Raw genomic sequence first — 14,144 nt, 5'->3', positions numbered from 1 at the left:
TCTTTTGATTGGTTTCATTTCTTCAAATTGAGACAAAAGACAAAAAAGTTACCTAAATTTGTTCTTTAAGGAAAAAACTATGAAGATACAGCAGTACTTTTTATCATTCGCTGTTCTGTTGGGAATATTCGTTGGTGCCCAGCAGAAAACATTCTGTAACCCGATTAACATTGATTACGGCTATACACCGTTCGAAGCTTTTTCAAAACAGGGAAAGCACCGTGCTACCGCTGATCCGGTGATTGTTAATTTTAAAAATAAGCTATTCCTTTTTTCTACCAATCAGGAAGGATACTGGTACAGCGATGACATGCTGGACTGGAAGTTTGTGAAAAGAAAATTTCTGAGAGATAATAAATATATCCACGATCTGAACGCGCCCGCTGTTTGGAAAATGAAAGATACTTTATATGTTTACGGATCTACATGGGAACAGGATTTCCCCATATGGAAAAGTACCAATCCTACCAAAGACGACTGGAAAATTGCAGTGGATACTTTAAAAGTTGGGGCATGGGATCCTGCATTCCACTACGATGAGGACAAAAATAAGCTGTACCTCTATTGGGGCTCCAGTAATGAATGGCCGCTTTTGGGAACCGAAGTAAAGGTGAAAAACCTACAGTCAGAAGGCTTTGTGAAACCTATTATAAAACTAAAACCTGAAGATCACGGTTGGGAAAGGTTCGGGGAATATAATGACAATGTGTTCCTTCAGCCGTTTGTAGAAGGTGCATGGATGACCAAACACAACGGGAAATATTATATGCAGTATGGTGCTCCGGCTACCGAATTCAGTGGATATTCCGATGGAGTTTATGTCAGCAAAAACCCTTTGGAAGGCTTTGAGTACCAGCAGCACAATCCTTTTTCCTATAAACCCGGAGGTTTTGCAAGAGGAGCAGGCCACGGAGCCACTTTTGAAGACAATTACAAAAACTGGTGGCATGTCTCAACGATCTTTATTTCCACTAAAAATAACTTTGAAAGAAGACTTGGGATCTGGCCGGCAGGATTTGACAAGGATGATGTAATGTACACCAATACCGCTTACGGAGATTATCCTACTTATCTTCCGCAATATTCACAGGGAAAGGATTTTTCAAAAGGTCTTTTTGCTGGCTGGATGCTGCTGAATTATAACAAGCCTGTTCAGGTTTCCTCTACTTTAGGAGGCTATCAGCCGAATTTAGCGGTAGATGAAGATATCAAGACCTATTGGAGTGCGAAAACAGGCTATTCCGGAGAGTGGTTTCAGACAGATCTTGGCGAAATATCGACCATCAATGCGATCCAGATTAATTACGCAGATCAGGATGTTGAATTTTTGGGTAAAACACAGGGTAAGATGCATCAATATAAGATCTATGGCTCAAACGATGGAAAGAAGTGGAATGTTGTCGTGGATAAGAGTAAAAATCCCAAAGATGTTCCCCACGATTATATAGAGCTCGAAAAACCTGTCAAGACAAGGTTCCTGAAGATGGAAAATCTGAAAATGCCTACCGGAAAATTTGCTTTAAGCGGCTTCAGAGTCTTCGGAAGAGGTGCAGGAGAAAAACCAAAGAAAGTAGAAGGATTTGTTCCTTTAAGAGCCGACCCTAAAAAATATGGTGAAAGAAGAAGCATCTGGATGAAATGGCAGCAGAACCAGGATGCAGACGGATATGTAATCTATTGGGGAAAATCTCCGGATAAATTGTATGGAAGCATTATGGTGTATGGAAAGAATGAATATTTCTTCACCGGAGCCGACCGGACTGATTCTTATTATTTCCAGATCGAAGCCTTCAATTCGAATGGAATTTCGGAAAGAACAGAGATTGTAAAATCTGAATAGAAAGTAAAACGCTTTGAGAATTTCAAAGCGTTTATTTTTTATCAGTTTGATTAAGGAAAACGGCAATTTTATCAATCAGAAATGCATCATTTGGAGCCTTGTCCCAGTCCAGATGTCCACCACTGAATTCATAGGTTTCATGCTTTACTTTATTCTGAACCAAAGCAGAATCTAATTTTATCTTTTGAGATAAAGGAACGACCTGATCCCTGTTTCCATAAAAGGAAATAGTAGGCGGAGATGTTTTATTGATCCAAAAAATAGGATTCGGAATATCGAGATGGGTAATATCTGTTGGAGTTGGCTTTGATAGATCCATCATATGTTTTTCAACGAAATAATAGTCATAATAATTTTTGAAATCAGCACTATTTAAATCTGCAGGCCCTACAATATTTACAATTGCTCTAACTTTTGTTCTATGTTTATGGTCGAAAATCCTATTATATCCGTATAACATTGATAGGTGTGCGCCTGCGCTGTTTCCAAGCAAAATAAATTCAGGTGTAAACTTCATTTCCACAGATTTTTTAACTAAAAAATCCAAAGCATTATCAATGTCTCTTGTTTGACCGGGAAGAATAAAGGAATCATTATCTGCCAATGTGTAATTCATATTGGCAAAAGCATAATCAGGAAATTTCTGCATCATAGAAAGGGTAAAGAATGTAAGTTGGGACTTATCTCCACTTCGCCAGCCACCTCCATGAATAATAATAAAAACACCTTTTATTGAGTCCTTATTTTTAGGAATATAAAGATCTAATTTTTCTCCGGAACCATCTCCATACCGGATATTTTTTTCTTTTTCAAAAATGATATTCTTATCCAGTGTTATTGTATTCTCTTTGCAGCCGGTCCAGAAAAGACATACAGAAAGAAAATACAGAATGATCAGACAACTTTTATGCATAATCATAAAGATAGAAAACCCGCCGGAATTCCGGCGGGTCTTACCACAAAATAATTGATATGAAGAAATGATAATTCTATCTTGTTCTGCTTTTAATGGCGTCAGAAGCTCCTTCGATGTCTCTTACCTTTTTCACTTTCTGGTTTCCGAAATTATAAGTAAGGCTCACAGTTACACTTCTTCTGTACTGATCATTTCTGATGTAGTTATAATTTTCATTGGCCTGAAAATCTTCAATTTCCACAACGTTTGTTCTCAGTACATCATTAAGATTCACGGCAAAAGTCCAGTTGTTCCAGTTTTTTTTGATGCTCAGATCCAGGCTCATCAGATTTTTTAGCATTCCCAGTTCAATTTGCTGTTTGTCAACAAAGAAATAATTAACACCCAGGAACCAGGTTTTCTTTTTATCCAGACGGAGCGTGTTATTACTGGTAATAATTAAACTTGTTGATTTTACATTATTAGTATATACCAGTGCATTTCCGTCTTTATCTACAAATGTATCACCTGTTGTCGGGTCTTCAGCAAGGGAGCCGTTGTTAATATTATGCTGGATTCCTGCATTGAAGTTCAACGTTAAATACTGTTTGAAGAACGTCTTTTGAATTCCAACCATCGCAGACATTTCCTGCTTGTCCCCAAAATTGGTTCTGATGTAGCGCAGTACACTTTGTTCACTCACTTTGCCCCCAGCTGTTTTAGTATACCCCTGTAAAGGAACCTGAGTAATCTGATCTTTGAAATATGAGTGATTCAGAATCAGGAAATATGAATTTTTATACATATACGTCAGCTCCTGGTTGTAAGTGGACGATGCCTTTACAAAAGGATTGTTTTGTGTATAATTATATTCTGTGATATAATTTCTTACCGGATTAAGCTCCCAGAAGCTTGGTCTTCTCATTCTGCTTGAGAATGAATAGGATATATTATTTTTATCATTAATGGCATAATTGAAGCTTAAATACGGCAAAAAATTGTTGTAATCTCTTTCAATGACCTGATGCCTTTGTGGTTCCACAGGATCTTTAGGATTGTAGCTGTCTGCTGTTCCTAAACTGTTGGTGATCTCGTATCTTGCCCCTACCTTTCCGGAAAATTTATCCGAGAATTTTTTTTCAAAGGTTAAATAAAGTCCGTAAATATTTTCATCATAGATAAAGTGATTAAGCTCGGGAGTGGTTTCTATTTTGGCCAGTTCTCCGTTAGCTTTATATATATAATCGTAGGTAAGGTTCTTTGTATCGTTATCAGTTTTTGTTTTATTAAAATTCCCTCCGGCAGAGAATGTGAAGTCATTTTTTAACTTTTGGATATAATCTACAGTTCCCGAAAAATTATTGATGATCTGTGGGATATCCTGAACAATTGTTTTTTTCGTCCTTGAAAAATCTTCCCAATTGGTTATTCCCGGAAGCAACGTGTTGTTTTTTGAAAACTGAAATCTTTTGTAAATGAGATAGGCTGCATTTACATTCAGCTTACTTCCCAATGAATCAAGTTTTAATTCATAATTTAAATTAACTGAGTTATTATAATTTCGGGCATCTTCTCTGTTTTTTGTTCTTGTATAAGAAGTTTCGATTATACCCTTATCGTTTGGCTGAATCAGCGTATTAAAAAGGTCGATCGTTGAATTATAGCTTCTATTGGCCCATGAGTTCCATGATAAAGCCAGATTGTTGTTTTCATTAAGCTGATAGTCAATATTTAGATAGCCGCCGATGTTTTTGTTTGGATCATCAATATCACCTACAGATTCATTTTTCAGTTGGCCGGTTCCGTTTCTTAGGATATAGGATTGAGGTGAGATATTTTCCCCGCCGTTCAGGTTACCGCTTATCCCCAGCTTATCCTTACGATAGTTCACTGAGAAACTTGCCTGGCTCGCATTATATTTATTTTGAGTATTAGACATCCGCATATTGCCGTTGGTGCCGTCACTTATCTTTTTCTTCATGACAATATTGATGATACCGTCTGAAGATTCTACCTGATATTCGCTGCCAGGAACGGTAATTACCTCAATTTTCAGGATATTTTCTGCGGGCGTGTTTTTGAGAAGCTGTACCAAAGATTCCGCATCCATATTTGTTTTTCTTCCGTTGATATAGATCAGAGCATTATTTTTTCCTGCGATCTTTAATGTTTTATCATCCGTTGAGGACAGAAGCGGAGTTTGTTTCAATAAATCAAAAGTGGTATTTCCTTTGGCAACGGGAGATGCTGCAACATCATATACAAAACGGTCGCTCTGTTTCTTAAAAACCTGTTTTGTAAGAGTAATTCCTTCTATAGATTTCGTTTTTACCGTGTCGGATTTTTTTTCTTGGGCAAAAACTACGCTTCCTGAGATAGCCGCTGCCAGTACAATGATCTTTTTCATGATTCTTCTTATTTAAATGCCGTTGTGAGACGGAGTGGTTGTGGAGGTTGTAATTTTTATAAAACTTAAGTTCTTGATTTTATAGCATCATTGGCGGATTTCATTTCTCTTGCTTTTTTCAGTTTCTGGTTTCCGAAATTGTAGGTTACCCCAATGTTTAGGATTCTTGGATATTCGAAATTGACAACATTATTATAACTTCCGTTAGGCTGTATTCCCTGTATGCTGTTATAGTTTTGGTTAAATACATCATACACTTCCGCTACAAAGGTCCAGTTGCCCATAATCTTTTTTAAGCTTACATCAAAGCTCTGTCTTACACCCAATGTTCCGCTTTCAATTTTTACTTTGCTACCATAGTAATAATTAACTCCTAAAAACCAGTCCTTATTCGAAGAAAGACGGACAGTATTATTGATATTACCGGATATGTTGAAGTTTTTGAAATTGATAATATAAGGTTCAACAACTTCTGTCTGGCCTGCAACAGGAACCGAGGTAGGATCTTCCGTTACCGAGCCTTTATAGATATTATACCCCAGGTTTACCGAATAATTGGTTGTCCAGATTTCCTTGAACCAGGATTTGTTCATTCCTAAAGTCAGTCCAAACTGCTTGTTGTCACCATAGTTTGTTCTTATATATCTTAAAAATCTTTTGGTGGCAATTATCGTGTTTCCATTTTCATCCTTTTCCGGCCCGGTTACAGTGCCCTGCAGAGGTATTTGGTTTGAAGCATCTTTTACATAATTGAAGCTCAGGTTGGCAAAAAAAGCACTCTTGTACATATAGCTGAGTTCCTGATTGTAAAACTTAGAAGCCAGTACGAAAGGATTGTTCTGTGTATAGTTATTAGGTGTGAAATACGTTCTTGAAGGATTCAATTCCCAGAATCTGGGTCTTCTGATTCTGCTCGAAAAGCTATAGGTAAGATTATGATCTGAGCTAATGGCATAATTTAAATTAAGATAGGGAAGCAGATTGTTATAATTTCTGTCGAAGCTTGTTTTACCAAGAATCTCGCCGCTGCTTCTGGTCATTTCATAACGGGTTCCTATTTTTCCTGACAATTTCTCGCTTAGCTTTCTTTCATAGGTAATATAAGCACCCAGGATTCTTTCCTTATAGATGAAGTGATTGGTCTGATTCTCATTATTAATGATCACCCCATTTTCAATATCATCCTGTCTCGTATCATTATCCGTATTGGTGTGGTTGTAGCTTACTCCCATCAGCCATGTGCTGCCTTTAGCTGTCTTTTTCAGATAATCAATGTTCGCGGCATAATTATTAATAATTTGAGGAACGGATTGCTGCAGCGCACTGTATATATTTTTCTTATCACTATTGAGCGGAAAACTTTCATTCATGCTCATTTTATCCCTGTTGAACCATAAATAAGAAACATTAGAAGTAAGCTTACTTCCGATAGAATCTGTTTTGATTTCATAATTCAGATTGAAAGAATGATTTCTTGTTTGTGCGTTCTCATTGTTGACGGTTCTGTTCACAAGTGCGCCGTTTTGCCAGTTCGTTACATCAAGAATTGAATTGAAACTCTTATTATACCTCATGTTATAGGTAAACCCTAAACTGTGGTTCTTATTGATCTCGTAATCAATATTCACGCTTCCACCCACATTCTTGTTTGGATCATCATTATATCCGAAAGATTCATTTCTGAAAGTAGAATCTCCGTTCGATAAAGTATATCTTTCACGGTCTGTCCAGCTTCCCGTATTGAAATTTGAATTCACAGACCATTTGCTTTTTCTGAAATTAAATGAAGCTCCCGCAGAAGGATTGTTGTAGTAAGCCTGTTCATTATTCATCTTCAAAGTTCCGTTGTAGCCATCACTTTTCTTCTTTTTCATCACAATATTGATTACTCCTTCATTGGACTCTACCTGAAATTCACTTCCTGGCGTTGTGATCACTTCAATTTTCTGGATATCTTCAGATGGAGTTCCCTTCAGCATTTCGATCAGTGCCTCAGCATCCATATTGGACTTTTTATTGTTGATATAGATCACTACATCAGATTTTCCCATGATTTTCAAAGATTTTCCGTCTACGCTTGAGAGCATCGGAGTCTGCTTCAGAAGATTGAAAGTATTGGTTCCTTTCGCAATAGGTGAGGATGCTACATCATATATGAAACGGTCGCTTTGTTTTTTGAAAACCTGCTTCTTGATATTTACAGCTTCAATATTTTTTACTTTCAGGGTATCTTTTGACTGCTGGGCAGCTGCCAGCCCGCTGAAAAATAGTGCGGCAATTAGAATCTGAGTTTTCATGGTCATTATTTTTTTGTGGTTTAATAGCTTGTATCTGTTATTATTTAACATAGCAAAGATATATAATAAAAACAGTATTATGCAATACAAAGTACTTAAAATATTTATATTATTAATTTAACATTCTGATTTACAGGGTTAAAAGTTTTAAATTAAAATTCAAATACTTTTGAGTTTCTACACAATAAGACAACTGTAACAAGAATTTTGTTACAGTAAAATGTAAATTTTATGGAAAAAAAATATTATTCCCGGTCGAATCGGGCCAGCTTTTTATCTATCCAGATGGTAGCAAAAGGGAAAAACGCGGAAATTAATGCAAAGACACTGTCTTCATCATCCCACGTGTATATTTTTCTTATCGCAGGTAGAAAGATCAGGTAAAGTGTAAAAAATAATCCGTGAATGCTGCCGATAGTACTGATATACACAATAGGAAAAACGCCTTCCGGATCAATGCGTATCCAGGTCATTGCGGTGAATAGGAAAAACCACGAAACAGCTTCAGCCAAACAGATTTGCTTAAACCACTTAATGACTTTTTCCTGAGGATATTTTGAGAAAAATTTTTCGATGAATTCCATGCCTTGAGTTAAGTTGAAAGATGATAATAGCAATTTTAAAACGATCAGTTTCTAACTTCTGATATCTAGTTTCTAATATCTATTTGTAAAATTACTTATAAAAACTGCTTCCGTCCAAATATTCAAAGACTTCCGGAGGAAGCATCGGACGTACATTTTTTCCTTCCTTGATCATATTTCTGATCTCCGTGGCGGAAAGTTCAATAACCGGAGCCTTAATAACAGAAATGTTTTCATGCTGCAGGTATTCGGAATCTTTCTTTTCTCCTTCAAAAACCCTTGGATAGACAATAATATGATGATTTTTAATCAACAGATCAGAATTTTTCCATTTATGAAGACTGTCCAGGTTATCTTCCCCCATAATCAGGCTGAAGGAATAGTTAGGATACTTTTCATGAAGATAGGTAAGCGTATCTATGGTATAACTTGGCTTAGGAAGTGAAAACTCTACATTCGAAGCTCTCATTTTCGGATAGCTTTTTACAGCAAGCTGTACCATATCCAGCCTGTTGTGATCTTTCAGAAGAGATTTTTTATCTTTAAAAGGGTTTTGGGGGCTTACAACAAACCACAGTTCATCCATGTCAGAATTTTCCAGGATATAATTAGCCAGAATTAAATGTCCGATATGGATCGGGTTAAAAGAACCGAAAAATAAGCCGATTTTTTTCATGTGTCAGGGCTTAGGTTTAAGAGATTAGGGATTAGGGTTGGATTGTAATTTTGTGATAATAGCGTTAAGCATTTTTGCTATTTCAGATGTTGCTTCACTTAGCTTTTGAAAATTTTCAAGGCTTAAGTAATTCAGATTTCTTGAAATAATGAGCTGCGTTTCCAGCTCTGCACAGCTTCCCCGGGCAATTTTTAAAAATTGAATGTAACCTAAGGTTGATCTTCGTGAATGCCCTTCTGCAATATTGGACGGAATAGAAACTGCAGAGCGCCGGATCTGATTGGTAAGAGCATAAATTTCTTCTTTTAGGAAATTTTTGGTATAGGTATAAATTTCAGTTACAAAATGTACTGACTTTTGCCATACCAATAATTCTTTATAATTCCCCATAAGCCCTAATCCCTAATCCCTGAATTTCACATCCTTTATATTCAAATAATGCGTTACATTTCCTTTCCAGTGATTTTCTTCTAAGGTAAAGGCAAGATCAAACTTTTTATTTTTAAAATCTTCTACATACTGCCCAAGTTTAAAGCCTACACATTCTATATTTCTACCCGTAGATTCCTGCTTGATGTAAAATTTCAGGTGATTGTTATCTTTCCCCATTGTTTTTACATATCCGGACAGTTTTTGGTCAGTCAGGGTAAGAATAGGTTTCATATTATGAGGGCCGAATGGAGCCAGCTTTCTATGGAAGTTGATGAATTCCCTGTTAATCTCATCCACTTTGATCTCAGAATCTATCGTGATAGAAGGTTCCTGCTGGTGTTCCTGAATCTTTTCAGAAACTATTTTCTCAAATTTTATTTTGAAAGCCTCAAATTTATCCTTTTCCATCGAAAGTCCTGCAGCGGCATGATGTCCACCGAATTTCAGGAAATATTCAGAACACATATCAAGCGCTTCATGAACGTCAAAATCAGAAACCGATCTCGCAGAAGCCACCATTTCCCCATTATTGCCGTCAGTAAATACTAAAGTAGGCTTGTAATAAGTCTCAATAAGTCTTGATGCCACAATGCCAATAACTCCTTTGTTCCATTCAGGATGATAAACAATGGTAGAATACTTCGTTTGCTGCTGAGATTCAACAATTTGGTTCAGAGCAGAAAGCGTGGAATTCATATCCAGTTCACGCCTTTCATCATTAAGATCCATAATATCACTTACGATCTGGTTGGCATGTTTCAGATTGTCAGAAACCATAAGTTCTACTGCCGCTTTTCCCTGTGAAATTCTTCCCGCTGCATTAATTTTTGGAGCAATTTCAAAAACAATATTTGAAATTTCAAAGTGAGAAAGTTTATCTTCCGGAATTAATAATCTTAATCCAAGGTTTCTTGTTTTTCTGAGGACTTTTAATCCCATTTTGGCCAATACCCTGTTTTCTCCGGTCATTGAGACAATATCTGCCGCTATGGAAATGGCCAAAAGATCGGTCAGTTCGAACAATTCGGCTTCAGGGATCTTATAGATGGTATTCAATCCCTGGCAAAGCTTAAAGCCCACTCCACATCCTGAAAGTTCTTTAAAAGGATATCTGCAGTCGTTTCTTTTCGGATCCAGAACAGCTACTGCGTTCGGAATCTCTTCACCCGGAAGGTGATGGTCGCAGATAATAAAATCAATCCCCTTGTCCTGTGCATATTTTACCATGTCAGTAGCTTTGATACCGCAGTCCAGAGCAATGATCAGGGAGAAACCGTTCTCTTTGGCAAAATCAATACCTTCGGTAGAAATTCCGTATCCTTCAGAATTCCTGTCAGGGATATAATAATCTAAATATTTCTTCTCAACAATTTTGCTGAGGTAAAGATACATTAAGGCAACAGCCGTAGTTCCGTCTACATCGTAATCTCCATAAACCAGTATTTTTTCGCCATTTTCAATTGCAGTTGCGATACGTTCTACAGCTTTCTGCATATCTGCCATTAAAAACGGACTGTGTATATCGTTGAGGTTGGGTTTAAAAAATTCTCTGGCCTTTTGATAATTGTCAATTCCTCTTAGAACGAGGAGCTTAGATTCAAAAGTACCAAAACCAAGTGACGAACTTAATCTGTCCACAACTTCCTCATCGGGCTCGGGCTTGTAAATCCATTTCTGACTCATTTCACAAAAATAAGGAAAAAAAATAGCATTTTGAAATGATTAATGTTGAACTTGATTTACTGATTGTTGAAAAAAATATCTATCTTCGCGGTCCAAATTAAAAATAATCATGAAAAAAATTACACTCTGCCTTTTATTCTTAGGCGCTATAAATGCTGTATCGGCACAGAAAATTAATCTTGGAAAAGCGGCAGGCGTTGTTTCAAAAGGAGCAAAAGCCCTTACCTTTACCAATGAAGACGCAGTGAAACTGTCAAAAGAATCTGTTGACTGGATGGACAAGAACAATCCGGTTGCAGGACCTAAAGATCCTTATACACTAAGACTTAACAAGCTTTTCGGAAAACACAAATCTCAGGACGGGCTTACTTTGAACTATAAAGTTTACAAAGTAAAGGATATTAATGCTTTTGCATGTGCAGACGGAAGTGTTCGCGTATTTTCTTCATTAATGGATATCATGACGGATGATGAATTATTAGCAGTAATCGGACACGAGATCGGACATGTAAAGAATCAGGACACCAAAGATGCCATTAAATCTGCTTACTTAAAAGCAGCAGCACTGGATGCTGCATCATCAGCATCAGGGACTGTAGCAACATTATCTGATAGTCAGGTAGGGCAGATGGCCAATGCTTTTCTGGATGCTTCACACAGCAAGAAACAGGAATCCGAGGCAGATACTTACTCTTATGATTTTATGAAAGCTAATAATTATAATGTAGTAGGGGCGTACTCTGCATTTAAAAAGTTGGCTTTGCTTTCAGAGGGGAGCACTCAGACCGGTTTTGAGAAAATGTTCAATTCTCATCCTGACAGTGAAAAAAGAGCACAGGCGATCAAGAAGAGGGCAGAGAAAGACGGTTTATGGAAAGATCCCGGAACGATTGCTATTCCTAAGACGAAGCTTACCAAATAATTCAATCTTCATTTAAAATAGAAAAATTCCTCAAAGTTGTCTTTGAGGAATTTTCTTTATCGTGAATTTAATGTGATCTTAAAAAATTAAGAATACATTTTTTCTCTAAGTTCTTTTACTTTTTTGTCAGCAAGATATTCATCGTAAGTCATTTCTCTGTCGATGATTCCTGAAGGAGTCAGCTCAATAATCCTGTTACAGACAGTCTGAAGCATTTCGTGGTCATGAGATGCTAATAAAAGATTTCCTTTGAAGTTAGACAGTGAATTGTTCAACGTTGTGATACTTTCAAGGTCTAAGTGGTTGGTAGGTTCGTCCAACAAAAGAACGTTTGCTTTCTGAAGCATCATTCTGCTGAACATACATCTCATTTTTTCACCTCCGGAAAGTACTTTACAGGATTTTAAAGCTTCATCACCTGAGAAAAGCATTCTTCCCAAGAATCCTCTTACGAATTCCTCGTGACGCTCTTCGTCGTTTTTAGTGAATTGTCTCAACCAGTCAACCAGGCTTACATCTTCCTGGAAGAAATTGGTATTATCTAAAGGCATATGAGACTGGTTTGTGGTAACTCCCCAAGCCACTGTTCCTTTATCTGCCTGAACATTTCCTGCCAGAATCTCAAAAAATTCTGTGATCGCTAGAGAGTTTTTAGACAACACAGCAACTTTATCACCTTTTTTAAGATTTAAATCAATGTTTGAGAATAAAAGTTCCCCGTCTTTTGTTTTTTCAAGACCTTTTACATCTAGAATCTGATCTCCGGCCTCTCTTTCCATTTCGAAAATAATAGCAGGATATCTTCTTGAAGAAGGTTTAATATCGTCGATGTTCAGCTTGTCGATCATTTTCTTTCTGGCAGTAGCCTGTTTTGCTTTTGCAACGTTAGAGCTGAATCTTGCGATGAAATCCTGAAGTTCTTTCTTCTTTTCCTCCGCTTTTTTATTAGCCTGAGCTCTCTGTCTTGTTGCCAGCTGAGAAGCCTGGTACCAGAAAGTATAGTTACCTGTGTAAAGGTTAAGTTTGGCATAGTCTAAATCTCCAATGTGCGTACAAACCGTATCCAGGAAGTGACGGTCGTGAGAAACAACAATTACCGTGTTTTCATAGTCAGCAAGGAAATCTTCCAACCAAGAAATCGTATCAATATCAAGGTCATTCGTAGGTTCATCCAGGATCAGCACATCAGGATTCCCAAAAAGAGCCTGAGCCAAAAGAACCTTTACCTTGTCCTTGTTCTCAAGTTCGCTCATCATCTGCCAGTGCATATCATCTTTAATCCCAACATTTGAAAGCATTGTCTGAGCATCAGATTCTGCAGTCCATCCTCCCATTTCATCATAGATCACACCAAGCTCACCTGCTTTGATCCCGTCTTCATCAGAAAAGTCTTCTTTAGCATATAAAGAATCCATTTCTTCTTTTATTTCGTATAATTTCTTATTTCCTCTTAAAACAGCCTCAAGAACGGTAAACTGATCATAAGCAAAGTGATCCTGCTCCAAAACTGACATTCTTTTCCCCGGCTCCAAAGATACATGCCCTGTAGTAGGATCCTGCTTTCCTGTTAATATTTTAAGGAATGTAGATTTCCCCGCACCGTTTGCTCCGATAATCCCGTAGCAGTTTCCTTTGGTAAACATAATATTTACCTCGTCAAAAAGAACTCTTTTCCCGAATTGTAAAGATAAGTTAGATACTGTTAACATATAGTTTTGTAAATTTGGCGCAAAATTACGAAAAGAATTTGGGTATTTCGTAATAATGTAATAGTCAAGTTTTTAAATATGGGGTATTTTTTCTATATTTCATTAATAAAATAAATAGAGCGAAGTCCCAAAGAGGCGGTTTAATGAAGATTGAACGTAACCCAATCAGTATAATCACGAATTTTTTACAATGAAGATCGAAAAAACAGTAAGTATATTAAACAGAAGAGCCCGTTTTGAATATGAAATCCTTGAAGAATTTGAAGCAGGGATGGTTTTGACGGGTACAGAAATAAAATCTTTACGCTCGTCCAAAGCATCTATTACAGAATCCTTCTGTCAGTTTATTGATGGGGAGTTATACATTATTAATATGATGATTGATGAGTATAAATTGGGAACTTTTTACAATCACAAAACAAAAAGGGAACGGAAATTGCTGTTGCACAAAAAAGAATTGCAGAAACTTGAAAAAAAGTTAAAGGATGCTGGTAACACAATTATACCTCTTAAACTATATATCACGGACAAGGGTAAAGCAAAGGTGCTCATTGCGCTTGGTAGAGGGAAAAAACTCTTTGATAAAAGGGAGGCGATAAAAGATAGAGAAAATAAACGTAACCTGGACAGAATATTAAAGAAAAGTTAAAAATCATTCAAAAAACTTTGTATATAAAGAAAAATTATATTTATTTTGCA

General features: G+C 36.9%; 11 protein-coding genes. 3 read left to right on the top strand and 8 right to left on the bottom strand.

The window, feature by feature from the left end; translation table 11 throughout:
- Positions 1-79 precede the first annotated feature (79 nt).
- Positions 80-1,840, top strand: a complete 1,761-nt coding sequence (locus tag DRF60_RS10405; protein ID WP_238640173.1) for a discoidin domain-containing protein — start codon at positions 80-82, stop codon at positions 1,838-1,840.
- Positions 1,841-1,871: 31 nt separating this feature from the next.
- Here the strand turns inward: DRF60_RS10405 and DRF60_RS10400 are convergent, their stop codons facing one another.
- The 7 genes from DRF60_RS10400 to recJ form a co-directional block, all read right to left on the bottom strand.
- Positions 1,872-2,753, bottom strand: coding sequence for an alpha/beta hydrolase (locus DRF60_RS10400; protein ID WP_116012019.1), 882 nt, complete (start codon positions 2,751-2,753; stop codon positions 1,872-1,874).
- A 76-nt stretch (positions 2,754-2,829) separates the two neighbouring features.
- Positions 2,830-5,142, bottom strand: coding sequence for an outer membrane beta-barrel family protein (locus DRF60_RS10395; protein WP_116012018.1), 2,313 nt, complete (start codon positions 5,140-5,142; stop codon positions 2,830-2,832).
- 65 nt (positions 5,143-5,207) lie between these two features.
- Complete coding sequence (locus tag DRF60_RS10390; RefSeq protein ID WP_116012081.1) at positions 5,208-7,439, bottom strand: outer membrane beta-barrel family protein; 2,232 nt, start codon at positions 7,437-7,439, stop codon at positions 5,208-5,210.
- A gap of 245 nt (positions 7,440-7,684) precedes the next feature.
- The gene (locus tag DRF60_RS10385; RefSeq protein ID WP_116012017.1) at positions 7,685-8,023 is read right to left on the bottom strand and encodes a DUF3817 domain-containing protein; all 339 of its coding nucleotides are present in this window, start codon (positions 8,021-8,023) and stop codon (positions 7,685-7,687) included.
- A gap of 91 nt (positions 8,024-8,114) precedes the next feature.
- On the bottom strand, positions 8,115-8,699 hold the full coding sequence (gene nadD / locus DRF60_RS10380; RefSeq protein WP_116012016.1) for a nicotinate (nicotinamide) nucleotide adenylyltransferase: 585 nt from the start codon (positions 8,697-8,699) through the stop codon (positions 8,115-8,117).
- A gap of 24 nt (positions 8,700-8,723) precedes the next feature.
- Positions 8,724-9,089 (bottom strand): four helix bundle protein, encoded by a 366-nt coding sequence (locus DRF60_RS10375; protein ID WP_116012015.1) that lies wholly within the window; start codon positions 9,087-9,089, stop codon positions 8,724-8,726.
- A 12-nt stretch (positions 9,090-9,101) separates the two neighbouring features.
- Positions 9,102-10,814, bottom strand: coding sequence for a single-stranded-DNA-specific exonuclease RecJ (gene recJ, locus DRF60_RS10370; RefSeq protein ID WP_116012014.1), 1,713 nt, complete (start codon positions 10,812-10,814; stop codon positions 9,102-9,104).
- 109 nt (positions 10,815-10,923) lie between these two features.
- On the opposite strand from recJ, the gene DRF60_RS10365 reads away from it, so the two are divergent.
- Positions 10,924-11,736, top strand: coding sequence for a M48 family metallopeptidase (locus DRF60_RS10365; protein WP_116012013.1), 813 nt, complete (start codon positions 10,924-10,926; stop codon positions 11,734-11,736).
- Between the two features lie 86 nt (positions 11,737-11,822).
- On the opposite strand, the gene DRF60_RS10360 is transcribed toward DRF60_RS10365, so the two are convergent.
- On the bottom strand, positions 11,823-13,445 hold the full coding sequence (locus DRF60_RS10360) for an ABC-F family ATP-binding cassette domain-containing protein (RefSeq protein ID WP_116012012.1): 1,623 nt from the start codon (positions 13,443-13,445) through the stop codon (positions 11,823-11,825).
- A 190-nt stretch (positions 13,446-13,635) separates the two neighbouring features.
- On the opposite strand from DRF60_RS10360, the gene smpB reads away from it, so the two are divergent.
- Positions 13,636-14,094, top strand: coding sequence for an SsrA-binding protein SmpB (smpB, locus tag DRF60_RS10355; protein WP_062650837.1), 459 nt, complete (start codon positions 13,636-13,638; stop codon positions 14,092-14,094).
- Positions 14,095-14,144: the final 50 nt, after the last annotated feature.

It is taken from the genome of Chryseobacterium elymi, assembly GCF_003385495.1.
GTDB lineage: Bacteria > Bacteroidota > Bacteroidia > Flavobacteriales > Weeksellaceae > Chryseobacterium > Chryseobacterium elymi.
This window is presented reverse-complemented; position numbering and strand designations above follow the sequence as displayed.